At 38.2% G+C, this 23,527-nt stretch carries 23 protein-coding genes; 22 read left to right on the top strand and 1 reads right to left on the bottom strand.

Annotation, left to right across the window (positions count from 1 at the left end):
• Positions 1-56 precede the first annotated feature (56 nt).
• The 18 genes from spoIVA (at position 57) to DW963_RS03970 (ending at position 17,169) form a co-directional block, all read left to right on the top strand.
• Positions 57-1,544: a stage IV sporulation protein A gene (spoIVA, locus tag DW963_RS04055; protein ID WP_117913951.1), complete on the top strand. Its 1,488-nt coding sequence runs from the start codon at positions 57-59 to the stop codon at positions 1,542-1,544.
• Between the two features lie 80 nt (positions 1,545-1,624).
• Positions 1,625-2,152 (top strand): adenine phosphoribosyltransferase, encoded by a 528-nt coding sequence (locus tag DW963_RS04050; RefSeq protein ID WP_117913950.1) that lies wholly within the window; start codon positions 1,625-1,627, stop codon positions 2,150-2,152.
• 60 nt (positions 2,153-2,212) lie between these two features.
• A complete protein-coding gene (gene deoD / locus DW963_RS04045; RefSeq protein ID WP_117913949.1) occupies positions 2,213-2,950 on the top strand; it encodes a purine-nucleoside phosphorylase in 738 nt (245 codons plus the stop codon).
• A complete protein-coding gene (locus tag DW963_RS04040; protein WP_117913948.1) occupies positions 2,947-4,629 on the top strand; it encodes a MutS-related protein in 1,683 nt (560 codons plus the stop codon). Before deoD ends, DW963_RS04040 begins: the two co-directional genes overlap by 4 nt.
• Before the next feature lie 69 nt (positions 4,630-4,698).
• Positions 4,699-4,881 (top strand): hypothetical protein, encoded by a 183-nt coding sequence (locus tag DW963_RS04035; RefSeq protein ID WP_117913947.1) that lies wholly within the window; start codon positions 4,699-4,701, stop codon positions 4,879-4,881.
• Positions 4,882-4,897: 16 nt separating this feature from the next.
• Positions 4,898-7,540 (top strand): alanine--tRNA ligase, encoded by a 2,643-nt coding sequence (gene alaS, locus DW963_RS04030; RefSeq protein ID WP_117913946.1) that lies wholly within the window; start codon positions 4,898-4,900, stop codon positions 7,538-7,540.
• A gap of 288 nt (positions 7,541-7,828) precedes the next feature.
• Complete coding sequence (rpsU, locus tag DW963_RS04025) at positions 7,829-8,005, top strand: 30S ribosomal protein S21 (RefSeq protein WP_005539624.1); 177 nt, start codon at positions 7,829-7,831, stop codon at positions 8,003-8,005.
• Positions 8,006-8,187: 182 nt separating this feature from the next.
• Positions 8,188-8,526: a hypothetical protein gene (locus DW963_RS04020; protein WP_147347575.1), complete on the top strand. Its 339-nt coding sequence runs from the start codon at positions 8,188-8,190 to the stop codon at positions 8,524-8,526.
• A gap of 186 nt (positions 8,527-8,712) precedes the next feature.
• A complete protein-coding gene (locus tag DW963_RS04015) occupies positions 8,713-9,030 on the top strand; it encodes a P-loop NTPase family protein (RefSeq protein ID WP_117913944.1) in 318 nt (105 codons plus the stop codon).
• A 177-nt stretch (positions 9,031-9,207) separates the two neighbouring features.
• Complete coding sequence (locus DW963_RS04010; protein ID WP_012739205.1) at positions 9,208-9,504, top strand: YabP/YqfC family sporulation protein; 297 nt, start codon at positions 9,208-9,210, stop codon at positions 9,502-9,504.
• Positions 9,488-10,672 (top strand): sporulation protein YqfD, encoded by a 1,185-nt coding sequence (locus DW963_RS04005; RefSeq protein WP_117913943.1) that lies wholly within the window; start codon positions 9,488-9,490, stop codon positions 10,670-10,672. The genes DW963_RS04010 and DW963_RS04005 overlap by 17 nt, the downstream gene beginning before the upstream one ends.
• Positions 10,665-11,684, top strand: coding sequence for a PhoH family protein (locus DW963_RS04000; protein ID WP_117913942.1), 1,020 nt, complete (start codon positions 10,665-10,667; stop codon positions 11,682-11,684). The genes DW963_RS04005 and DW963_RS04000 overlap by 8 nt, the downstream gene beginning before the upstream one ends.
• A gap of 1 nt (position 11,685) precedes the next feature.
• Positions 11,686-12,195 carry an rRNA maturation RNase YbeY gene (gene ybeY, locus DW963_RS03995; protein ID WP_117913941.1) on the top strand — a complete coding sequence of 170 codons (510 nt, stop codon included), beginning with the start codon at positions 11,686-11,688 and terminating at the stop codon, positions 12,193-12,195.
• Between the two features lie 12 nt (positions 12,196-12,207).
• Positions 12,208-12,588 carry a cytidine deaminase gene (cdd, locus tag DW963_RS03990; RefSeq protein WP_117913940.1) on the top strand — a complete coding sequence of 127 codons (381 nt, stop codon included), beginning with the start codon at positions 12,208-12,210 and terminating at the stop codon, positions 12,586-12,588.
• Between the two features lie 62 nt (positions 12,589-12,650).
• Complete coding sequence (locus DW963_RS03985) at positions 12,651-13,019, top strand: hypothetical protein (RefSeq protein WP_117913939.1); 369 nt, start codon at positions 12,651-12,653, stop codon at positions 13,017-13,019.
• A gap of 17 nt (positions 13,020-13,036) precedes the next feature.
• On the top strand, positions 13,037-13,888 hold the full coding sequence (locus DW963_RS03980) for a DegV family protein (RefSeq protein ID WP_117913938.1): 852 nt from the start codon (positions 13,037-13,039) through the stop codon (positions 13,886-13,888).
• Positions 13,889-14,234: 346 nt separating this feature from the next.
• Positions 14,235-16,208 (top strand): oleate hydratase, encoded by a 1,974-nt coding sequence (locus tag DW963_RS03975; protein ID WP_117913937.1) that lies wholly within the window; start codon positions 14,235-14,237, stop codon positions 16,206-16,208.
• Between the two features lie 100 nt (positions 16,209-16,308).
• Positions 16,309-17,169: a L,D-transpeptidase family protein gene (locus DW963_RS03970; protein WP_117913936.1), complete on the top strand. Its 861-nt coding sequence runs from the start codon at positions 16,309-16,311 to the stop codon at positions 17,167-17,169.
• Between the two features lie 3 nt (positions 17,170-17,172).
• Here DW963_RS03970 and DW963_RS03965 read toward each other — a convergent pair whose 3' ends face one another.
• Positions 17,173-17,952, bottom strand: a complete 780-nt coding sequence (locus DW963_RS03965) for a ZIP family metal transporter (protein WP_117913935.1) — start codon at positions 17,950-17,952, stop codon at positions 17,173-17,175.
• 201 nt (positions 17,953-18,153) lie between these two features.
• Here DW963_RS03965 and DW963_RS03960 point away from each other — a divergent pair, with 201 nt between their 5' ends.
• From DW963_RS03960 to DW963_RS03945, 4 genes are read left to right on the top strand one after another with little or no spacing between them, the layout of a single operon-like run.
• The gene (locus tag DW963_RS03960; RefSeq protein ID WP_243269378.1) at positions 18,154-19,020 is read left to right on the top strand and encodes an AraC family transcriptional regulator; all 867 of its coding nucleotides are present in this window, start codon (positions 18,154-18,156) and stop codon (positions 19,018-19,020) included.
• Complete coding sequence (locus tag DW963_RS03955; RefSeq protein ID WP_117913933.1) at positions 19,017-20,555, top strand: glycoside hydrolase family 43 protein; 1,539 nt, start codon at positions 19,017-19,019, stop codon at positions 20,553-20,555. Before DW963_RS03960 ends, DW963_RS03955 begins: the two co-directional genes overlap by 4 nt.
• A 6-nt stretch (positions 20,556-20,561) precedes the next feature.
• Positions 20,562-21,806, top strand: coding sequence for an aminoacetone oxidase family FAD-binding enzyme (locus tag DW963_RS03950; RefSeq protein ID WP_117913932.1), 1,245 nt, complete (start codon positions 20,562-20,564; stop codon positions 21,804-21,806).
• A 5-nt stretch (positions 21,807-21,811) separates the two neighbouring features.
• Positions 21,812-23,440 carry an NAD(P)/FAD-dependent oxidoreductase gene (locus DW963_RS03945; RefSeq protein ID WP_117914019.1) on the top strand — a complete coding sequence of 543 codons (1,629 nt, stop codon included), beginning with the start codon at positions 21,812-21,814 and terminating at the stop codon, positions 23,438-23,440.
• Positions 23,441-23,527 lie beyond the last annotated feature (87 nt).

Below are 23,527 nucleotides of genomic sequence, written 5' to 3'. Positions count from 1 at the left end.
GTATATGCGGAAGGCATTATTTTTATATGCGCCGCCTTAATAGCAGGGAGGAATGTATGTCTGACGGAAAGGAAAACACAAGCTTTAATCTGTACGAAGATATAAAGAAACGCACTAACGGGGAGATATATCTTGGTGTGGTTGGCCCGGTACGAACAGGAAAATCAACATTTGTAAAGAGGTTCATGGACTTATGCGTAATTCCTGAGATTGCAGATGTCAATGAGAAGCAGCGCACGATTGATGAACTGCCACAGAGCAGTGCCGGAAGTACAATTATGACAACTGAACCGAAGTTTATACCAGGTGAGAGTGCCGCAATCTGCATGGCTGATGATATTAAAATTAAAGTTCGTGCGATTGACTGCGTGGGTTTCATGGTTGACGGAGCAATGGGGGCAGAGGAGAATGGCAGGGAAAGAATGGTTAATACTCCGTGGGTAAAGGACCCTGTTCCGTTTTCAATGGCTGCACAGATTGGAACAGAGAAGGTGATTGAGGAACATTCTACAATAGGTGTTGTTGTGACGACTGACGGTTCATTTACAGGGATAGAGAGGGATAATTATATCAAAGCAGAGCAGATGGCAATAGATAAGCTTAAGAAGATTTCGAAGCCATTTGTTATTATATTAAATTGTGTAAAGCCTTATGCGAAGGAGTCTGTTCAACTTGCAGAATCAATGAAAGAAAAATATGGTGTTAATGTATATGCGCTTAACTGTGAGCAACTTAGAAAAGAAGATGTTGACAGGGTTATATCAGGCATACTTAAGGAATTTCCTGTGTCCCAGCTTGATTTTTATGCGCCCGCGTGGGTTGAAGTACTAGAATCATCACACTGGCTTAAGACATGCATAGCAGATGCAGCACTTGAGATTCTTGATGATATTAATGTTATGAAGGATGCATATCGTGAGTGGAATAATACCTGTGAGTACATAGAAAAGGTTGATGTAAGAAAAGTTGATATGTCAACAGGAAAGGTTGAGATAGAATTTAAGCTTTCAAAAGATCTGTATTATAAGATATTAAGTGAGCTTACTGGAACGCAGATTAACAATGAGCATGAGCTTATAGATATGATAAAGTCTTTGTCAGATAAAAAGAATGAACTTGGAAGCTTCGGAGATGCGATAAGTGAGGTTAACCTTAATGGATTCGGCGTTGTTACTCCGTCAAAGGAAAATATTGAACTAGATGAGCCGGTTGTGATTAAGAATGGCAATAAATATGGTGTTAAGATTAAAGCTAAAGTGCCGTCTATTAATCTGCTAAAGACAGAGATAATGGTTGAGATTGCTCCGATTGTCGGAAGCAAGAATCAGGCAGATGATTTAATTGAATATATTAAGGGCAATATGAAGGATAATCCTGACGGAATCTGGGATACCAATATATTTGGAAAGACGATAGAACAGATTGTATCGGACGGAATATATGAAAAGACACATAATATGACAGCAGAGAGCATGGGAAAGATTGGCGATACAATTGAAAAAGTAATGAATGAAAATTCAGGACTTGTGTGCCTTATCGTGTAAAAAACACTTTATTTAGTGTGTGAAATATGGTAATATGCTAAATGTATATGTATGTGATAACCAAGGAGGATACACACATTATGAGTAAGAAAGTAGAAGATTATGTAAGAAGCATACCTGATTTTCCAGAGCCAGGGATTATATTCAGGGATGTAACAAGTGTTATACAGAGTCCTGAAGGATTAAAGCTTGCGATAGATGGAATTACAGATCTTATAGGGGATACAGAATTTGATGTTGTAGTAGGACCAGAATCAAGAGGGTTTATATTTGGCGTTCCTATTGCATATAATACCGGTAAGGGATTTGTTCCTGTAAGAAAGAAGGGGAAACTTCCGTGTGAGACTATATCAGCAGATTATGAACTTGAATATGGTACAGCTACTATAGAGATGCATAAGGATGCGATTACTCCGGGACAGAAGGTTATTATTGTTGATGATCTGATTGCTACAGGCGGAACAACAGAAGCTATTATCAAGCTTGTAGAAGAGCTTGGAGGAGAAGTAGTGAAAGTTCTTTTTCTTATGGAGCTTGAAGGCCTTAAAGGAAGAGACAAGATTGCAGGATATGATGTCGAGTCAGTAATTAAATACCCAGGTAAATAATTATTCGGGCTGCTTTATTATATAAAGCAGCCTTTTTAAGATTGATAACAGGAGGCAGATATGGGGACACCACATAATGAAGCACAGATAGGAGATATAGCAAAGACAGTTCTTATGCCGGGAGATCCTTTAAGGGCAAAGTATATAGCAGATAATTATCTTGCAGATGTAAGCTGCTTTAATACGGTCCGCAATATGTCAGGATTCACAGGCATTTATAACGGATGCAGGGTATCTGTTATGGGAAGTGGTATGGGAATGCCTTCAATGGGAATATATTCATATGAATTATATAATGTATATGATGTGGATAATATTATAAGGATTGGTTCAGCGGGAGCATTTGATGATGACCTTAATCTTATGGATATTGTACTTGGAATGGGCTCATGCACTGATTCTAATTTTGCGGCACAGTACAATCTCCCGGGCGTATATGCGCCGATAGCTGATTTTACGCTTTTAAAGACTGCATATGATGTTGCAGAAGAAAAACATTTTTCGGTTAAAGTTGGCAATGTACTGGCATCAGATGTGTTTTATAATGATGATACAACAGTTAATGACAGATGGAAGAAGATGGGTGTGCTTGCAGTTGATATGGAGTCAGCAGCGTTGTATATGACTGCTGCCAGATGCAGAAAACGTGCACTTACAATTCTTACAATAAGTGACCATCTCTACAGGGGTGAGAAGCTGTCAGCACAGGAGAGGCAGACAGGATTTACTAAAATGATGGAGACAGCTCTTGAAACTGCAGTTAGATTGCAGAATAACAGGAAGATGGAGGATTTATGACAGATACAGATTTAGAGATTATTGTTTTTGTACTGCTGGCTGTTGCAATCGGCGTGTATGTATGTGTAAGCAGCAGTATTAAGCGGAAGAAGGCAGCGGAGAATGCCATAAAGAAAGCGTGGGGCAAACGTGCTGTATACAAGGGAACAGATGAGAGTTTTGAATATATATCGCATTATGCCAAAGGTAATCCGAGTGAATCTATGATTGATGATATAACATGGAATGATCTTGGCATGGATGAAGTATTTAAATGTATTAATAATACTAATTCATCTGTTGGACAGGAATATCTATATAAGATGTTAAGAGAACCGGTTGCAGATGCAGAAAAGCTTCACGAACTGGACAGGCTTGCAGATGAATTCACAGCTAATGAAAAAGAAAGAATCACAATTCAGAAGATATTTATGAATATGGGAAAAAGCCGTAAGGTTGCAGTTACAGATTATATCGGTTATATAATGGATATAGAGCAGGGAAGTAATATTATGCATTATCTTGCGTGGGCATTTCTTATAGCTTCAATTCTTGTTACGGTTCTTGTAACTCCGGTGCTTGGAATATGGCTTATAATTGCATCGGTAGCATTTTCAATAATTACTTATTACAAGTATAAGGCTAAGATTGAGAATTATTTCAAATGTATTAATGTTATTGTGAAAATGGCATCGGCATCTGAAGATATATGTGAAAGCAATATAAGTTTTCTTGAACCAGAGTGTAACAGGCTTAAAGAGATATTAAAGAGCTTTTCTAAAGTAACAAAAGGCTCATGGATGATTGAGTCAGGCAATGTTGATGGTTCAATCGGAGAGGTTGTACTTGATTATCTAAGAATGATAACGCACATGGATATTGTGAAGTTTAATAAGATGACAAAGCTTATAACTGCCAAAAGTGAGGATGCATATAACCTTGTAGATACACTTGGATTCATAGAGACATCAATTGCTGTTGCATCATTCAGGGAAAGCCTGCCATTTTACTGTAAGCCTGAATTTGTGGAGAATACTAATAACCTTAGTGTGAAAGAAGTGTATCATCCGCTTATAGATAATCCGGTATGTAATTCAATAACGACCAAAGGAAATGCGCTGCTTACAGGTTCTAATGCTTCTGGCAAGTCAACATTTTTAAAGACAATAGCAATCAACAGTATTCTGGCACAGACTATAGGAACAAGTCTTTCCAAAGAATACATTGCTCCGGTATATAGGATATATTCTTCAATGGCATTAAGGGATGACCTTGCTAATTCAGACAGTTACTATATTGTTGAGATTAAGTCATTAAAGAGAATTCTTGATGCGGTCAGCAGAAAAGGAAAGCCGGTTCTGTGTTTTATTGATGAGGTGCTTCGTGGAACTAACACCGTTGAGAGAATTGCAGCATCATCAGAGATACTAAAGAATCTTAATACAGACAGAGCGTTGTGCTTTGCAGCAACACATGATATTGAGCTTACATCAATACTTAAGGACTGTTATAGCAACTATCATTTCCAGGAGGAAGTTACTGAGGATGAGGTTAAGTTTGATTATAAGCTGTATGCCGGACCTGCAACAACAAGGAATGCAATCAAGCTTCTTAATGTTATAGGGTATGATAAGAATATAATTAAGGGAGCCGAACAGCGTGCAATGCATTTCCTGACAGATGGAAACTGGAAATCTTGATAAATGTTGTTGCTTGTGATATTATAAATTATTGCGAAGGCTTTTATTATAATTCGTGGAGGTAATAATATGGTTGGGTTAGTCGGCGTACTCGTAGGTGAGATAGCTTACGAAGCGGTAAGATTTGTTATAATGCTTGCGTTACTGGTACTTGCAGTATTCGTAGGTAGTAAGCTCCGAAAGGCAGCAGATGCCAAGAAGGCAGCTAAGATGGCTGCATCGGAGAATAAAGAGAAAGAGATTACTGAATAATCAGGAGGAAGTTGAAGTGCAGTACAGAGGTGTGAATGAATTAAGAAGATTATACCTTGATTTCTTTGAGAGCAAGGGACATTTGAAGATGAAGAGCTTTTCTTTAGTACCACATAATGATAACAGTCTGCTTATCATTAATTCAGGTATGGCTCCGCTTAAGCCATACTTTACAGGACAGGAGATTCCACCAAGAAGAAGAGTTACAACTTGTCAGAAGTGTATAAGAACAGGCGATATAGAGAATGTAGGTAAGACAGCAAGACATGGTACATTCTTTGAGATGCTTGGCAACTTCTCATTTGGTGATTATTTTAAGGACGAAGCTATTCACTGGTCATGGGAGTTCTTAACAGAGACTGTAGGACTTGATCCAGACAGATTATACCCTTCTATATATCAGGATGATGATGAAGCATTTAATATATGGAATAAGGAAATCGGTATTGCACCTGAAAGAATATTCAGATTTGGTAAGGAAGATAACTTCTGGGAGCATGGCGCTGGTCCTTGCGGTCCATGTTCTGAGATATATTATGACCGTGGTGAGAAATATGGCTGTGGTAAGCCAGGCTGTACAGTAGGCTGTGACTGTGACAGATATATGGAAGTATGGAATAACGTATTCTCTCAGTTTAACAATGACGGACATGGCAATTACACAGACCTTATCCAGAAGAACATTGATACAGGTATGGGACTTGAAAGACTTGCAGTTGTTGTTCAGGATGTTGATTCTATATTTGATGTTGATACATTACAGGCACTTCGCAACAAGGTTTGTGAGATGGCTGGAGTTAAGTATAAGGAAGATGAGAAGCAGGATGTCTCTATCCGTGTTATCACAGACCATATCCGTTCAGTAACATTTATGGTAAGTGATGGAATTATGCCATCTAACGAAGGAAGAGGATATGTCTTAAGAAGACTTTTAAGAAGAGCTGCAAGACATGGAAGACTTCTAGGTATTGAAGGAAGGTTCTTATCTAAGCTTTGTGAAACTGTAATTGAAGGCTCTAAGGACGGTTATCCTGAATTAGAGGAAAAGAGAACATTTATTACTAAGGTTATCTCTGAAGAAGAAGATAAGTTTAATAAGACTATCGACCAGGGATTAAGCATCCTTAATGATATGGAAGCTGAACTTGCTTCTAAGGGTGAAAAAGTATTATCAGGAGCAGACGCATTTAAGCTCTATGATACTTACGGATTCCCTATTGATCTTACTAAGGAAATCCTTGAAGAGAAGAATATTACAATTGATGAAGCTGGATTTAATGCAGCTATGGAAGAGCAGAGAGTTAAGGCAAGAAATGCCCGTAAGGTAACTAACTATATGGGTGCAGACGCAACTGTATATGATGAGATTGACCCTGCTATAACAAGCGCGTTTGTCGGATATGACAAGCTTACTAATGAATCTGAGATTACAGTTCTTACAACAGAGGAAGAAGTTGTTGACGCTTTATCTGAGGGTGATAAGGGAACTGTTATTGTAGATGAGACTGTATTCTATGCTACTATGGGTGGTCAGGAAGGCGATAAGGGTGTTATTAAGACATCTGAAGGAGAATTCACTGTTGAGACTACTATCAAGTTAAAAGGTGGCAAGATTGGTCATGTCGGAACTATGACTAAGGGCATGATGAAGGTTGGAGATACTGCAACAATGGAAGTTTCCCCTGCTTACAGAGCAGATACATGCAAGAACCACAGTGCAACACATCTTCTTCAGAAGGCTTTAAGAATTGTTCTTGGTGATCATGTTGAGCAGAAGGGTTCATACGTTGATCCTGACAGATTAAGATTTGACTTTACACATTTCCAGAGCATGACTAAGGAAGAGATTGCTAAGGTTGAAGATATTGTTAATGAAAAGATTGCAGAGGCTATTCCTGTTGTTACTGATGTAATGACAATTGAGGAAGCTAAGAAGACAGGAGCTATGGCACTTTTCGGTGAGAAGTACGGCGAGAAGGTAAGAGTAGTTGCTATGGGAGACTTCTCTAAGGAATTCTGTGGTGGTACTCATGTTGCTAATACAGCTAATATCAGACTTTTCAAGATTGTATCTGAGGCAGGTGTTGCTGCAGGTGTAAGAAGAATAGAGGCTCTTACAGATAAGGGTGTTATGAAGTACTATGCTGAACTTGAGAAGACTATTGAAGAGGCAGCTAAGGCAGCCAAGGCAGAGCCCGTACAGCTTGTTAAGAAGATTGTAGCTATGAATGATGAGATTAAGTCCCTTATGAGCGAGAATGAGAAGCTTAAGGCCGAGCTTGCTAATAATGCACTTGGAGATACAGCAGGAGATATCAAGGAAGTTAACGGCGTTAAGTATATCGCAACTAAGGTTGACGGCGTTGATATGAATGAATTAAGAAACCTTGGCGATAAGTTAAAGGGTGAGATTGGTTCAGGAGTTGTTGTTATCGTCAGCGCACAGGGTGCTGATAAGGTAAGCGTTATTGCGATGGCAACAGACGATGTTATTGCCAAGGGTGCTCATGCTGGTAACCTTATCAAGGCTCTTGCTCCTATTGTTGGCGGTGGCGGCGGCGGTCGTCCTAATATGGCTCAGGCTGGTGGTAAGAACCCTGCCGGTATTGATGAGCTTATTGCCAAAGTACCTGATACAATTCTTTCACAGATTGGATAATTTGTTACTGTTCAGAGCTATGCAAAATCCGAGAGATACACATAAAAATGCTGGCATTTTATGTGTGTTTATCAGATTTTATATGGCGGATACGCCACATCTCAAATACACAGTATTTTCGAGATAGCTCTGAACAGTAACGATAATATGCAAGATTAGTGTAAGATTAGACAATTGGGGCTTGACGATTTGCAAAAATGTGATATAATGTTTTTTGTGCGATTAGTAAATACCCTATTTATGTAGTTTGGCGCACAATTTGCAACAGAAGGGTGGTCAGGAAGTAGTATGTCAAATGTCATCGTTAAAGAAAACGAGTCTTTAGATAGCGCATTACGCAGATTCAAGAGAAACTGTGCTAAGGCAGGCATTCAGCAGGAAATTCGTAAGAGAGAACATTACGAGAAGCCAAGCGTAAGACGTAAGAAAAAGTCAGAAGCAGCTAGAAAACGTAAGTTCAACTAATAATTAATATTTTTGACATGAGAGAGCGGTGCTTAGGCATCGCTCTTTTTGAGTTTTTAGATTGTCCATTGGGTTATTTTTGCATATTTTATCAATTTTGTGTACGACATATTGCATAGTTTCTTCTTAGTGTAGTACAATATGTATATAAAATAAAAGAGAGTGATATCATGGAAGACTCAATGATACGGATAATGCTTAAAGATGAATATGACAGGACATTAAGAATGATTGAAGCTTATAAAGATGAATTGAAGAAATATCCTGTATGTAGCCCTGTAATAAGAAGACATGGTAATAATTCATATATGTATCTTACGCATAGGGATAACGGAAAAGTTATTAATAAATATATTGGTAATATTAATTCAGAGCATGTAATAGCAATTGAAAAGGATTTGAAAAGACGCAAGTATTTATCTGATGTTCTTGCGAAAATGGAATTTGAAAAGAAAGAAATTGAAATTTATCTTAAGGCGGGAGAAAAACTATATGGATATAAAAAGAGAAGAAGCATTTAATGAGGTAATAGATAAACTTGATCTATTACCATATGTTATGATTATGGGTAGCTGGGCTGAAATATTATTTATATTATTTTTTGTATTATGTAAGTAAGGTTCGAATAGCTGGAATAAGACAAGATATTAAAAAGATATTGTGTTAGTAATTGCTATCTGATACAGTAGAAAAAAGAGGTGATAAAAATGGAAGGCAAATTTAACAATTGGCATAAATGCTTAGAGGTTGCATGTTTTGTGTTGATTCTGACATCTAGTATATTTAAAGGATTTTTTTGTGATGGGGATATGGGGATAGTAATTACATTGTCTTTTGTTGCAATTTTGTTATTTATAATTATTTCAATTGCAGCGTTATTTCCAGCAACATGGAGAATGACTGTTCGAGAGAAAGAAAAAATTAGTGATTTAAAACGATATCAAGAGAAATACACTAGTATATTTGTTATTGTAAATGTAGTACTGAGTGTTTTTATGTCTTTACTAATATTAGTGACGAGATGATATATTGTTAAATAATAGATAATGTTAGTTTTGTTTTTCTTTTTGTGATAAATATAAATGAGAATTGATAATTATGTTAGAGAAAGGGATTGTGTAATTATAAAATACATAATCTCTTATTTCATATTTTCCCACTCCCCAGCATAGAATATAAAAAGATTTTGGAAGTCTGCTTATATGGTCGATTTTATCAGCAGCGGTATAAGGCTCGGACAGATGTGTGATCTTAGCAGAGATGTTGTTGCAGGACTTCCTGTTATATCAATGCTGGGTGACTGCGAGGTTTTTATAGAGAATTACAGAGGGATACTTGAGTATTCAAGCGAATATCTTAAGGTTTCTACGAAGATAGGTAATATAAGAGTAAGCGGGAGCAATCTTGTGATATACCATATGAATCAGGACGAAATCCTTCTTAGGGGACGCATTGGCAAAGTTTCTCTAAAAGGAGAGGCTGATGAAAAGGATACATAATTATATTGTTATTGAAATATCCGGATGGGAGCGGGAAAGGTTCGTTAATCTGTGCTGCAGGCGCGGGATTACATTATATAACTGCCAGTGTGTGAAAGAGACAATAAGAGCGAGAATAACAAGACAGGATTATTTCAAGACTAAGGAATTGAGAAGAAAATGTCATGTTCATATTAAAGTTTTAAAGAAACATGATATAGAGTTTCTTTTTGCTAGATACAGAAGAAATTATTCGATAATTGCTGGCTTTGCCACTGCATTTGTATTGATGTTTATTGCCAGCAGATTCGTGTGGAGTATTGAATTTGACGGAAATTACATATATACAGATTATGCAATGTTGAGATTCCTTAATGAGCATGGCATCAGTACAGGCGACAAAGTTAAGAGCATAGATACTGAAAGTATCGAGAAGGCAATTAAAGATGAATTGTCGCAGGTTACATGGGTTAATGTACGGATTGAGGGGAATATTCTGAAAGTCAGCATTGATGAATCTAAAGCTGATGAGTTACATAGCACCACTAATGATGGCAATATAATATCAGGGTATTCCGGTGTTATTGAATACATTATAACAAGAAGCGGAACGCCTAAGGTTACTGTTGGTGACGAAGTATCAGAGGGTGATATACTTGTTGAAAATACATTGTATGTTCCAGATGATTACGAGGAGAACATACAGCAATTCCAGACTCAGGCTCAGGCAGATATTCTGATAAGAACGCAGTTGTCATGGGATAAGGAGATAAATGCGGTATATGCCGATAAAATATATACTGGACGAAAGATGACGACATATGCCATAAGCATAGATAAATATGAAATTTCTCTCGGCTTTCCACGACATTTAAAAGAGTATGACAAGGTTGTAAATGATGAGAATATAAAGATTGCTAATCTTATTGCACTTCCTGTATCTGTACAGAAGATTACTCTTAATGAGTATAAGGAAAACGAGACTGAGTATAGTGAGGAGGAAGCAGCGGCTATTCTTAATGAAAAAGCTGAGAGATTTATAAAACATTTGAAAGAAAATGAAGTGCAAATAAATGATTATCATGTTAATATAGAAAGAAGTGGGGATAAGTATATTGCACATGGTGATATTGATGCAACTGTTCCTGCGGATTTTGATGTTAGAAAGGTGGAGACATCTGATGAGTGAGGTAGAGAGTCTTATTAATATACCGATAGAACACTGCTCCAATATATTTGGACAGTTTGATGAATATGCGAAGGTTATAGAGAAAACACTTAAAGTTACGATTATTGTAAGAGACAGCTCTGTGAAGGTTATAGGTGCAGAGGCAGCAGTGCAGAGAGCATCAGGAGTACTTAATTATCTGTATGAGCTGTCTAAGAGAGGCAACCAGATTACAAGACAGAATGTTGATTATTCCATTGCACAGTCATTTGAAGAAAAGGCTGATTCGCTGATTGAGATTGATTCTGATACAGTGTGCAGGACAATTGCCGGAAGACCAATCAAGCCTAAGACATTCGGACAGAAGGAATATGTTGATGCCATAAGAGATAAGATGATTGTGTTCGGTGTCGGACCTGCTGGAACAGGTAAGACATACCTTGCTATGGCGATGGCTATCAATGCATTTAAGAATAATGAGGTCAACAAGATAATTCTTACAAGACCGGCAATTGAGGCTGGTGAAAAGCTCGGATTCCTGCCGGGAGATTTACAGAGTAAGGTTGATCCGTATCTTAGACCTCTGTATGATGCACTTTTCCAGATTATGGGTGCAGAGAGCTTTAATGCCAATATGGAAAAGGGACTTATCGAGGTTGCACCGCTTGCATATATGAGAGGCCGTACACTTGACAATGCATTTATTATTCTTGATGAGGCGCAGAATACAACACCTGCACAGATGAAGATGTTCCTTACACGAATCGGATTCGGCTCTAAGGTTGTTGTTACAGGTGATATGACCCAGAAGGATCTGCCAAGGGATACTGTGTCAGGTCTTGAGGTTGCAACTAAGGTTTTATCCAAGGTTGAAGAGATAGCATTTATAAAGCTTACTAATAAAGACGTTGTAAGACATCCTCTTGTACAGAAGATTGTCAAGGCATACGAGGATTACGAGGAGAATCAGGCTAAGGCTGCCAAGAGAAGAGAAGCAAGAAAGGGCGGTCAGACAGGAAGGAGAAAAGATTGATATGACTATTAATATAGAGTACGAAGCTGTGGAAAAGCTTGACTTAGATTATGAGAAGATAATTACTGATGTTGTCAATGAGGCGGTTGATTATGAAAAATGTCCTTATGAAGCAGAGGTTAATGTAACAATTGTTGACAGTAAATCTATCCACGAGATTAATAAGGAATACAGAAATATTGATTCTCCGACAGATGTACTTTCATTTCCGGGAGTTAATTATGTTACACCTTCGGATTTTGATGCAATTGAGGACGAGTTAGAAAACAATGCTGAGGATTATTTCAATCCAGATACAGGAGAGCTTCTTCTTGGAGATATTGTTCTGTGCGTTCAGAAGATTAAGGAACAGGCGGACAAGTATGGACATTCTGAAAAGAGAGAACTTGCATTCCTTACAGCACACAGCATGATGCACCTTTTCGGTTATGACCACATGACACCAGAAGAAAGTGCAGTTATGGAAGCAAAGCAGAATGAAGTACTTGAAAGACTTGGAATTACCCGTTAAGAGGTGACATATATGACAGATAATGAACTTGTTGCTAAAGCTAAAGAGGCACTTGAGTACTCATATTCACCGTATTCGCATTTTGCAGTTGGTGCGGCACTTTTAAGTACTGATGGACAGGTATTTACAGGTTGTAATATTGAGAATTCTTCTTTCGGGGCTACTAACTGTGCAGAAAGAACTGCAATATTTAAGGCGGTCAGTGAGGGTGTAAAGGATTTTAAGGCAATTGCTGTTGTATGTTCAGGAGACCAGCCTGCCTATCCGTGTGGAATATGCAGACAGGTGATGTCCGAATTTTTCAATCCTGATACAAGAATTATTGTTGAGGAAGACAGCGGGCTTAAGACTTATACAATGAGCGAAATTCTTCCAGACAGCTTTTTGTTATAGTATAATATTGCTTATAAATGTTAATACTTCCCAGTAAGAACAACTTACAGGAGGGAGTATTGATGAATAAGAAATCATTCTGGCTTTATGTTGTGATTATGTCTATGGCTGTAATAGCTGTAGTACTTGCAATAGTTATACTGGTGGTAACAGATAATAAGAAGCCTTCTAATCAGCATTTTAAAGAAGAGGTAAGCTCACAGGTGACTAAAGTAACTGAAAGTGAGGAGTACCAGTATGTGCTTAAGTATGAAAGAGATACTTTAAGAATATACAGAAATATTGTGAACGAAGGACGCGAAGTGTTCTATGATTATGCAGATATTAATATGGATTCACTTCCGGATGACATAAGAGAAAGACTAATTAAGGGGATATATTTTGAAGGAGAAGCACAGCTGTATGATTTTCTGCAGACATATAGCAGCTAGAAAGGATATACATTTACATGGTTAAGATTATTTCGGACAGTACAAGTGATTTGACTAAGGAACTTATAGACAAGCTTGATATATCAGTTATTCCGCTTCACATTCTGCTAGGCAATGATGAATATAGGGATGGAATTGATATTGCACCTGATAAAATATATGAATGGGCAGATGAGAATAAGACAACACCTAAGACATCGGCGGTGTCTATTGATGATACAATAGAGATGTTTAAATGTGTTCTAGAAGAGGATAGGGATATTGTTGCATTTGCAATATCAGAGGATATGTCAACTACAGCTAATGTGTTCAGACTTGCTGCAAGAGAGCTTGAGGCAGAGGACAGGATTCATGTAATTGACTCTGCGAATCTGTCTACAGGAATAGGACATCTGGTTGTCGAGGCTGCTGTTATGGCAGGAGAAGGCATGTCTGCATCTGATATTGAGAAGAATATATTAGAATTAAGACCAAGAGTCAGGGCAAGCTTTGTTGTTGATACGCTTACTTACCTTCACAGAGGAGGAAGATGCAGCGGACTGGCTGCCATGGCTGGCGGTGTACTTAAACTTCATCCAAGAATTGAAGTTAATAATGGAAAGATGAGTCCTGGAAAGAAGTACAGAGGACGCATGAAGAATGTTGTCCTGGATTATGTTAAGGATATGGAAGAAGACCTTAAGAAGGCTAAGAAAGACCGTGTATTCATTACACACTCTGGCTGTGATAAAGAGATAGTTGATGAAGTAAAGAATTATCTTAAACAGCTTGATGTGTTTGATGAAATATATGAAACAAGGGCAGGCGGCGTTATATCTTCACATTGTGGTCCGGGAACATTAGGAGTTCTTTTTATTGCCGGAGAATAATTTCAGGAGAAATATATGGCTAAATTTACGAAAAAAGCGATAATAGACTGTTTTCTTAATATGCTAAAGCATAAGAATATTGACAGGATTACGGTTACAGATATATGTCATATGATAAAGACCTTATTAAGCGTTTTTCTGAGTCATTTGATGCAACGATTGATACAATGATTAATCTGTGTGAAGCTAATAATTAGTTGTTAAAAACAGACAAAACATGTAAAGTGTTCAATTTTGGGACAAAGTACATGTTTTGCCTGTTTTTTTTATTTTGAGAAAAAATGTATGCTAAATACAATAAAAACGGCAAAAATAAATAAGAAAGCACAGAAAGGTGGAAAAGATTATGGGCAAAAAGGCGTTAAAACTAGGAGCAGCTTCTATTCTTGCACTGGGGGCAGGTGCGGCAGTTGTATCAAAAAAGAACAAAAGGGATGAGCAGAGGAAAGCGACTAAAGACATTCAGGAAAGAGCACATAAGGAGTTTCGCAATACTGAAAGAGGAAAATATACTAAGAATAGTAAGGGAATATATTATTCTAATGGTAATTATGAAGCATTTGCAAGACCGGAAAAACCGGAAGGAGTTGATGATAAATCAGCTTATATTGTAGGAAGCGGTCTTGGTGCATTAGCAGCAGCGTGTTTTCTTGTAAGAGATGGACAGATGAAAGGAGAGAATATTCACATACTTGAGGCTATGGATATTGCAGGCGGTGCATGTGATGGAATTAATGATCCTACAAGAGGTTATGTAATGCGTGGCGGACGAGAGATGGAGAATCATTTCGAATGTCTGTGGGATTTGTTCAGAAGTATTCCGTCTATTGAGACTCCGGGAGTTTCTGTACTTGATGAATATTACTGGCTTAACAAGCATGATCCTAATTATTCTCTTTGCAGGGCAACTGTAAACAGAGGTGAAGATGCACATACAGATGGCAAATTTAATTTAAGCCAGAAGGGCTGTATGGAAATAATGAAGCTGTTCTTCACTAAAGATGAGGATTTGTATGATAAGACAATTGAAGATTTCTTTGATGAGGAAGTTTTTGATTCAGATTTCTGGCTGTACTGGCGTACGATGTTCGCATTTGAAAACTGGCACAGTGCGCTTGAGATGAAACTTTATATTCAAAGATTTATCCATCATATAGGCGGACTTCCTGATTTCTCAGCATTGAAGTTTACCAAGTATAACCAGTATGAATCACTTATCTTGCCTATGCAGAAATACCTTGAAGATGCAGGTGTTGAGTTCAGGTTTAACACAAGAGTTGATAATGTAATATTTGATTTCAGGGATGGAAAAAAGATTGCAAAGACTATTGAATGTACTGTAAAAGGTGAGACTAAGTCAATTGATCTTACTGAGAATGATTTGGTGTTCGTTACTAATGGAAGCTGTACAGAAGGTACTATATACGGTGACCATACACATGCCCCTGTAGGTAATGCAGAGGTAAGAACAAGCGGTTGCTGGAGTCTGTGGAAGAATATTGCAGCACAGGACAGTTCATTTGGACACCCAGAGAAGTTCTGTGGTGATATATCAAAGTCTAACTGGGAGTCTGCAACTGTTACAACAAGCGATGAGAAGATTATTTCTTACATTAAGAAAATATGTAAGAGGGACCCAAGAACTGGAAATGTTGTTACAGGCGGAATTGTCAGCTGTAAGGATTCAAGCTGGCTTTTAAGCTGGACAATTAACAGACAGGGACAGTTTAAGGAACAGAAGAAGGATGAGGTGTGTGTATGGGTATACAGCCTGTTTACTGATGTTGATGGTGATTATATCAAGAAGCCTATGAAAGAGTGTACAGGTGAAGAGATTACAGCAGAATGGCTGTATCATCTTGGCGTTCCTGTTGAAGAGATTGATGAGCTTGCTAAGAACCACTGTAACACTACACCAACAATGATGCCATTTATTACTGCATTTTTCATGCCAAGAAGAAAAGGCGACAGACCTGATGTTATTCCTGATGGCTGCGTTAATTTTGCATTTCTTGGACAGTTTGCTGAGACTCCGAGAGACACAATATTTACGACAGAGTATTCAGTCAGAACTGCAATGGAGGCTGTATATGGACTGCTTGGCGTAGACAGAGGTGTTCCTGAGGTCTGGGGCAGTGTATATGATGTAAGAGACCTGCTTGATTCATCTGTTAAGCTTATGGATGGCAAATCACCATTAGAGATTGATTTAGGACCGCTTAATGTTATCAAGAAGGTTGTCTTAAAGAAGATAAAAGGAACTGTTATTGAAAAGGTGTTAAAAGACCATGATGTAATTAAAGATTATATGAAATATTAGTTGAAATATTAGTTGAAATATGTTGAAACATGAAGGGATACCAGTTAAACTTATGGCTGGTATCCCTTTTTGCAGGGAAATAATACATCAGGAGATAAAAGTGAAGAAGACTATAATATTAACTTTGTTATTGATAACAGTCCTGGCTGCAAATGGATGCGGCAATAAGAAAAATGTAACAGACATGAAAGATAAAGAAACTAATGTCTCAGCGGTACAACAGGAAACAACACAGTTAAGCACACAGGAGACAACTACTGGACTGACAATGGATTCTGAAACACAGCAGGAAGAGACAATAGAAGAAGAAAGCAAGACAGTTGTGGCAACGGAGGTTACGGATTCTTCACAGACTGTATATGAGACAGCACCACAGGCAGCAGAGCCAGATAATAACAGCTTTGCAGCGGGTTATGCAGCAGCATCACAGTATTCCCAGCTTGTAATTGTCCAGTCGAATGGAACAAATGCAACTGTAACTATGCATGAACTGCAGGATGGCGTATGGACTGAGATTTTAAGGACAGATGGATTTGTAGGTTCTAATGGAGTTGGTGAGGCGAGTGAGTTTACATCAGCTACACCACAGGGAACATTTCCATTGTATTTTGCATTTGGAATTAATCCGGATCCGGGAACGAAAGTTTCTTATCTTCAGGTAGATGAATATGATTACTGGGTAGGAGATTCGTCTTCTCCTTTATATAATCAGTATGCAAGAGCTGATTCTGATACAGACTGGGACAAGAGCAAGTCTGAAAGAATAATTGATTATCCGACAGCTTATGGGTACTGTCTGTTTATTGGATATAACATAGAAGGTGTTCCGGGAAAAGGAAGCTGTTTTTTCTTACATTGCTCTAATGGAAGACCAACGGCAGGCTGTGTATCAGTACCAGAGTCTGATATGGCATTTATATTAAGAAATATAGGCGAGGATTGTGGGATAGTGATTGAGTAATCACTATCCCAATGCTATATCAAGAACCATCATAAGTGCAAATCCTACAGCGGCACCTATAGTTCCTATATTGCTGTGTTCGCCGTTCTGTGATTCAGGAATAAGTTCCTCTATTACAACATACATCATAGCTCCTGCTGCGAAAGAAAGCAGATAAGGAAGAACAGGCGTGATAATACCAGCAATAAGAATTGTTATGAATCCGCCGACAGGTTCAACAACACCAGAAAGCACTCCGCATATGAATGCTTTCTTCTTACTCATGCCTTCACCACATAATGGCATTGATATAATTGCTCCTTCTGGAAAATTCTGTATTGCAATACCAATTGCAAGAGCCATTGCAGCAGTAGCAGTTATTCCTGAATCCTTCATCATTGCGCCGGCGAATGCAACACCGACAGACATGCCCTCAGGAATATTATGTAATGTTACGGCGAAGAGCATCATGGTAGTTTTGGATATGGAATTGGTTCTAATACCTTCCTGATTATTGCTTTCAATATGCATATGTGGAATGACAGTATCAAGAAGCAGAAGAAAGAATATTCCTGCAAGAAAACCAACCAGTGCAGCCAGCCATTCCGGAGCACTGCTTCCTTTTGACATATCTATAGATGGTATCAGCAAAGACCATACTGATGCGGCAATCATAACTCCTGCCGCGAATCCTAAAAGCATTTTTTCAAACTTTGGAGCAATCTGTTTTTTTAAGAAGAACACCATGGCAGAGCCAAGAGATGTTCCGATAAAAGGAATTGCTAATATTATAAATTCTGACATAAAAGCTCCTTTCTATGTAAGTTAGGCATAACTAACATAATTATTATAGCATTTAAGGGTTTATATTACAAATGTTTTATCAAAGGTGAATGATTATATACAAAAGTTACCTATAACGACTTTTCAAAATATAAGTTTCTTAAGACGACTTTTTATGTTAAAATGTTTCTATGATGTCAGGAGGTGCGTGATTTGGATAAAATGACTGGTGATAATGTACTTAAATCTTTATTTCATCTGAACAGATATGTGTCAGGCACTAAAACTGACCGGCATAATCATGCTTATGCAGAATTGCTGTATGTATCTGATGGAAGTCTTACACAGCATATAAGTGGAGATGATGTACATATGAAGAAAGGTGATGTATGCCTGATTAATTCGGATTGTGTACATTGGGAAAGCTTTGAGGATGAAGCTGCATTTGTAATAAGACTTGAAGTATCGGATGTGATTGTTAAAGCACTTATAACGAATTCAATGGCAGATGAACAGGCATCCGATTATATTAAAGAGCTAGGGAAAGCATTAAAGAACAGCGGATACATACACTTTACATTCAGAAATCATTATGATAATGAATTAAAAGATATGCTGACGGATCTTATTAATGAGTGTGGTGTGGCGGATATGGCGTCTGCATATATATGTCAGGGACTTATGCTTAGGATTCTGTGGCGGCTAGGAACAGTATATGAGTATGCGCAGTCAAGATACATAAGAAAGAAAATTAACTGGCTTTTGCATCAGGAAATTACAGATTTTATTGAAGATAATATGAAAGATGTTACAATAGATATGCTTGTTGAAAGATTCGGTTATCAGGAGGATTATTTCAACAGGTTTTTAAAGGCACAGACAGGTATGACTTTCACGGAATATCTGCAGGATTGCAGATTGAACAAATCGGCCATTCTCTTAAAAGAAGATTCAAGGGATGTTGATGAGATTATAAAGGAAGTTGGATATAGAAACAAAGGATATTTTTACAGGATATTTACTGAGAAATACAACATGACACCTGCAAAATTCAGAAAATATATTAAAGAAAAGGAGTTTACGATATGAGTGATATGTATAACAATCCGGTACAGAGAGGATTCTTTCCAGATCCTTCGGTAGTAAGAGTTGGAGATGACTATTATATGGCTAATTCAACATTTCAATATTTCCCTGCAATTGCAATCAGCCATTCCAAGGATATGATTCACTGGCATGTAATTGGACATGCAATTACAGATTCAGAAGAACTTGATTTAAGAGATATTAAAGACTCACATGGCATATGGGCACCGGATATTAATTATGTTGATGGTAAATTCATTATAATGGCAACTTTAAGACTTAACGGAGATGGCAAAAGAGATAATAATGTATTAAGACGTCAGCTTGTTGTAACATCAGATAAGCCACAAGGACCATATTCAAAGCCAGCCTGGCTTGAGGTTGATAATATTGACCCATCTTTATTTGTTGATGATGACGGTAAGAAGTATCTTCTTATAAGTCCGGGGATCAATCTTTTACCACTCAGTGATGACTGCACTAAGGTTACAGGTGAAAGTGTGTGTGTATGGCCAGGAACTGGAGAGAGATGTCCGGAAGGACCACACATTTTTAAGAAAGGTGAGTATTATTATGCAATGCTTGCGGAAGGCGGTACAGGCTATGGACATGGAATCAATGTTGCCCGTTCAAAGAATCTGTATGGACCATATGAGGAATCACCATACAATCCTGTATTGAGACAGTTTAATCCAGATGCACCGATTCAGAGAACAGGACATGGCAATATAATTGAGACACAGGACGGAAGCTGGTGGTGTTATTATCTGTGTGGAAGACCTAATCAGGGCAACTATACAACAATAGGCAGAGAGACAGCACTTGATCCTGTAACATGGCTTTCAGATGGCTGGTTCGTGATTAATGACAGGAAAGGACCAAGCCTTACACAGAAAGCACCTGAATTACATGAATATACATTTGAAAAATGGACAAGAGATGATTTTGACGATGATACTCTTAATCTTAACTGGGAGTTTGTAAGAAATCCTGTTAAGGGTAATTATTCTCTTACAGAAAGAAAAGGATATTTAAGGCTCTGGACAATGGATGGAACTCTTAATGAGACAAGGGCTAAGAATACCCTTGTAAGAAGAGAACAGGAATTATCGTATACAGCACATACAAAGGTTGACTTCTATCCTGAAAAGAACGGAGAACAGGCAGGGCTTACATGTTATTACAGCACTGCAACTTATGTGAGGTTTTCACTGTGCTATGAGAATGGAAGAAAGTTACAGCTTGTGATTAACAGAAACCACGGTGAGGAGCTTATTTCACAGGTGGACAATATAAAGGAGCAGAGCATATACTTAAAGGTTGTAGTTGATAAACTGACAAGAAGCTTTTACTACAGCTATGATGGTGAACAATGGGAACTTGCAGGAGTGCTTGAAAACTGTATATATCTGTGTGATGAGGGTGTGCCTGATGACAGAAAGCGTCATACAGGAACGCTTGTTGGAATATATGCCAATAATGGTGGCTGTGGAAGCAGAATTCCGGCAGATTTTGATTATTTTGAATATGAGGATTAGATTTTTATGAGTTTTGATTGTGTGGTTATAGGCGGAGGCGCAGCCGGAATGATGGCTGCCATACAATGTAAAGAGAATAATATGCAGACTGTGATTATAGAACACACAGCAAAGCTTGGAACTAAGATTTTAAAGACAGGCAATGGCAAATGTAATTTTTCTAATACATTTATGACTAAGGAAATGTATCAGGACAATAACGCAGATTATGCGGTGGGGATTATTAATAGGTTTAATGTTGATGATACAATACATTTTTTTGAGAATTTAAGTGTATATAAGAAGGAGCGTAACGGCTATCTGTATCCGAGGTCAGAGATGGCGGCATCTGTGGCACTGGCTCTTACAGGAAAGATACAGGCTCTTGATATTCCGGTTTTCTTTGAGACATCTGTTAAAAGAATTGACAGCGCAGGCAGTGAATATGTGTTACAGCTAGAGGGTGCGAAGACTAATACAATTAAGACTAAGACAGTGATATTTGCATGCGGTTCGGCGGCTTCACCGTCTTCTGGTTCTGATGGAAGCGGTTATAAGCTTGTTAAGAAGCTTGGAGTTAAGCTTGTTAAGCCTCTTCCGGCACTTACGGCACTTGAATCTGACAAGAAGAATATGAAGCTTGCTACAGGTGTAAGGGCATATGGTAATGTTAAGATTATGGCAGCAGGCAGAGAGGTTTCTTGGGATACTGGCGAGATTCAGTTTACTGATTATGGAATATCAGGAATCCCTGTTTTTCAGGTGAGCCGTTTTGCTGTCAGGGCGCTGGAAGAAGGTCAGAGGGTTGAAGCTTTAGTTGATGTGGCAGCAGATATCAGTGAAGAAGAACTTGTATCAATGATAAAATGCGCGGTGAGTACAAGAAAACAACAGTCAGTAAGTGAAAGCCTTTCGGGACTGTTTAATAAAAAGCTTGTAATGATGATATGTAAGGATATTGGAATTGAGGGTAATTCCTCGGCTTCTGATATAGATGACGACATATGCCAGAAACTTGCCGGACATATAAAATCCCTCCGCTACCATATAACAGGATATAAGGGCAATGATTATGCACAGGTATGTCAGGGTGGTGTTGATGTATCAGGACTGAATGGCAATCTTGAATCAGTTGATAATCCTGGAATATTCTTTGCAGGGGAGCTTGTGGATATAGACGGTAAATGTGGAGGTTATAACCTTCAGTGGGCATGGAGCAGCGGTGTGGTTGCTGCTAAGTCAGCGTTTGATTATTGCAACAGACAGGAATGAAAATAATGGAAAAGAAATGTATTAAGATTAGTAATATAAAGATATCTCCTGATAAAGATACGACTTTTTTAGAAGGAGCTATAAGAAAAGAATTAAGACTTGGAAAAGATGCACAGATTGATTATGAAATAGCTAAAAGGTCACTTGACTGCAGACACAAGCCTCAGGTTATGTATATATACAGTGTCGAAGTGTATAAGGTGGTGCGTTCTGGCAGGGAAGAAAAGCTTGAAAATGTTCTTAAGAAATCAGGCTGTAAGAATGCCGTTATGTCTAAGAGAGTTATCTATAAGTTTCCTGTTACTGCTACAGAAAATGTTGATGAAGATAAAAGACCTGTAGTTATCGGATTTGGACCGGCAGGAATATTCTGTGCTCTTGAGCTTGCCAAAGCGGGGCTTAAACCTGTTGTATATGAGCGTGGGCAGGATGTTGATACAAGAACTAAGAAGGTTGCACAGTTCTGGGAGACGGGTGAGCTTGATACAGAATGTAATGTGCAGTTTGGTGAAGGCGGAGCAGGCACATTTTCTGATGGAAAGCTTAACACACAGATTTCAGATACATTTGGAAGAATAAGATATGTTCTGCAGAGCTTTGTAAAGTTCGGTGCATCAGAAGATATTCTGTATGTCAATAAGCCACATATAGGAACAGACGTGCTTGCGGTTGTAATTAAGAATATAAGACAGCATATTACCGCGCTTGGCGGTGAAGTTAATTTTGGAAGCTGTCTTAAAAAGATAGATATTAGAGATGGTAAAGTGTGTGGCGTTGTCATAGCTGACAAAGACGGAGAGCACGCAAGAAAATGCAGTAAAGTGTGCCTTGCAATAGGTCACAGCTCAAGAGATACATTTGAATATCTTCACAGTGAGAATATAGATATGGAGCCGAAGCCTTTTGCAGTAGGAGTAAGAATAGAACATCCTCAGGAAATGATTAATTATAATGCTTATGCTGATGCTGCATATGAGCTTCCGGCTGCTGATTATAAAGTTACTTACAAGACAAAGAATACAGATAAAGAACGAGGTGTGTATTCTTTCTGCATGTGTCCAGGAGGTTATGTTGTTAATGCTTCATCAGAGAACGGCAGGACATGTGTTAATGGAATGAGTTATTCAGGCCGTGATTCCCGCAATGCTAATTCAGCAATAATTGTTACAGTCGGACCAGATGATTTCGGACATGGAGTACTTGACGGAATAAAATTTCAGAGACAGTTAGAAGCAAATGCTTATGCTGAAGGAAATGGAAAAGTTCCGGTACAGTTATTTGGCGATTTTGAAAAAAATATAACAACAACGGAATTGGGAGAGGTTGAGCCTTGTATAAAGGGTGAATATACATTTGCTAATCTTAAGAATGTATTACCTTCTTATGTGACAGATTCGGTTGTTGAAGGTGTGCATGGTTTTTCAAGATTTATACATGACTTTGACAGGAAAGATGCCGTACTTTCGGGTGTTGAGAGCAGAACCTCAAGTCCTGTAAGAATAGTAAGAAATGATGAACTTGTGAGCACATCGGTGTGTGGCTTGTATCCGTGCGGTGAAGGTGCAGGGTATGCTGGAGGCATAACATCCGCAGCGGTTGACGGCGTTAAGGTTGCAGAGTATATGACTGTGTGAGACTGCTGACATGGCATAATATGGACTTTTTAATAAAAATATAGTAAAATAAATCAATGTTTGAATTTTTTACTGGAGATATAGAAT

The sequence above is a fragment of the Eubacterium sp. AM46-8 genome (assembly GCF_003466705.1).
Taxonomy (GTDB): domain Bacteria; phylum Bacillota; class Clostridia; order Lachnospirales; family Lachnospiraceae; genus Lachnospira.
This window is presented reverse-complemented; position numbering and strand designations above follow the sequence as displayed.

What these genes read in the sequence shown, in the direction of transcription:
- spoIVA (WP_117913951.1), top strand. Translation starts at nt 57, where the DNA reads ATGTCTGACGGAAAGGAAAACACAAGCTTTAATCTGTACGAAGATATA.
- DW963_RS04050 (WP_117913950.1), top strand. Translation starts at nt 1,625, where the DNA reads ATGAGTAAGAAAGTAGAAGATTATGTAAGAAGCATACCTGATTTTCCA.
- deoD (WP_117913949.1), top strand. Translation starts at nt 2,213, where the DNA reads ATGGGGACACCACATAATGAAGCACAGATAGGAGATATAGCAAAGACA.
- DW963_RS04040 (WP_117913948.1), top strand. Translation starts at nt 2,947, where the DNA reads ATGACAGATACAGATTTAGAGATTATTGTTTTTGTACTGCTGGCTGTT.
- DW963_RS04035 (WP_117913947.1), top strand. Translation starts at nt 4,699, where the DNA reads ATGGTTGGGTTAGTCGGCGTACTCGTAGGTGAGATAGCTTACGAAGCG.
- rpsU (WP_005539624.1), top strand. Translation starts at nt 7,829, where the DNA reads ATGTCAAATGTCATCGTTAAAGAAAACGAGTCTTTAGATAGCGCATTA.
- DW963_RS04020 (WP_147347575.1), top strand. Translation starts at nt 8,188, where the DNA reads ATGATACGGATAATGCTTAAAGATGAATATGACAGGACATTAAGAATG.
- DW963_RS04015 (WP_117913944.1), top strand. Translation starts at nt 8,713, where the DNA reads ATGGAAGGCAAATTTAACAATTGGCATAAATGCTTAGAGGTTGCATGT.
- DW963_RS04010 (WP_012739205.1), top strand. Translation starts at nt 9,208, where the DNA reads ATGGTCGATTTTATCAGCAGCGGTATAAGGCTCGGACAGATGTGTGAT.
- DW963_RS04005 (WP_117913943.1), top strand. Translation starts at nt 9,488, where the DNA reads ATGAAAAGGATACATAATTATATTGTTATTGAAATATCCGGATGGGAG.
- DW963_RS04000 (WP_117913942.1), top strand. Translation starts at nt 10,665, where the DNA reads ATGAGTGAGGTAGAGAGTCTTATTAATATACCGATAGAACACTGCTCC.
- ybeY (WP_117913941.1), top strand. Translation starts at nt 11,686, where the DNA reads ATGACTATTAATATAGAGTACGAAGCTGTGGAAAAGCTTGACTTAGAT.
- cdd (WP_117913940.1), top strand. Translation starts at nt 12,208, where the DNA reads ATGACAGATAATGAACTTGTTGCTAAAGCTAAAGAGGCACTTGAGTAC.
- DW963_RS03985 (WP_117913939.1), top strand. Translation starts at nt 12,651, where the DNA reads ATGAATAAGAAATCATTCTGGCTTTATGTTGTGATTATGTCTATGGCT.
- DW963_RS03980 (WP_117913938.1), top strand. Translation starts at nt 13,037, where the DNA reads ATGGTTAAGATTATTTCGGACAGTACAAGTGATTTGACTAAGGAACTT.
- DW963_RS03975 (WP_117913937.1), top strand. Translation starts at nt 14,235, where the DNA reads ATGGGCAAAAAGGCGTTAAAACTAGGAGCAGCTTCTATTCTTGCACTG.
- DW963_RS03965 (WP_117913935.1), bottom strand. Translation starts at nt 17,952, where the DNA reads ATGTCAGAATTTATAATATTAGCAATTCCTTTTATCGGAACATCTCTT.
- DW963_RS03960 (WP_243269378.1), top strand. Translation starts at nt 18,154, where the DNA reads ATGACTGGTGATAATGTACTTAAATCTTTATTTCATCTGAACAGATAT.
- DW963_RS03955 (WP_117913933.1), top strand. Translation starts at nt 19,017, where the DNA reads ATGAGTGATATGTATAACAATCCGGTACAGAGAGGATTCTTTCCAGAT.
- DW963_RS03950 (WP_117913932.1), top strand. Translation starts at nt 20,562, where the DNA reads ATGAGTTTTGATTGTGTGGTTATAGGCGGAGGCGCAGCCGGAATGATG.
- DW963_RS03945 (WP_117914019.1), top strand. Translation starts at nt 21,812, where the DNA reads ATGGAAAAGAAATGTATTAAGATTAGTAATATAAAGATATCTCCTGAT.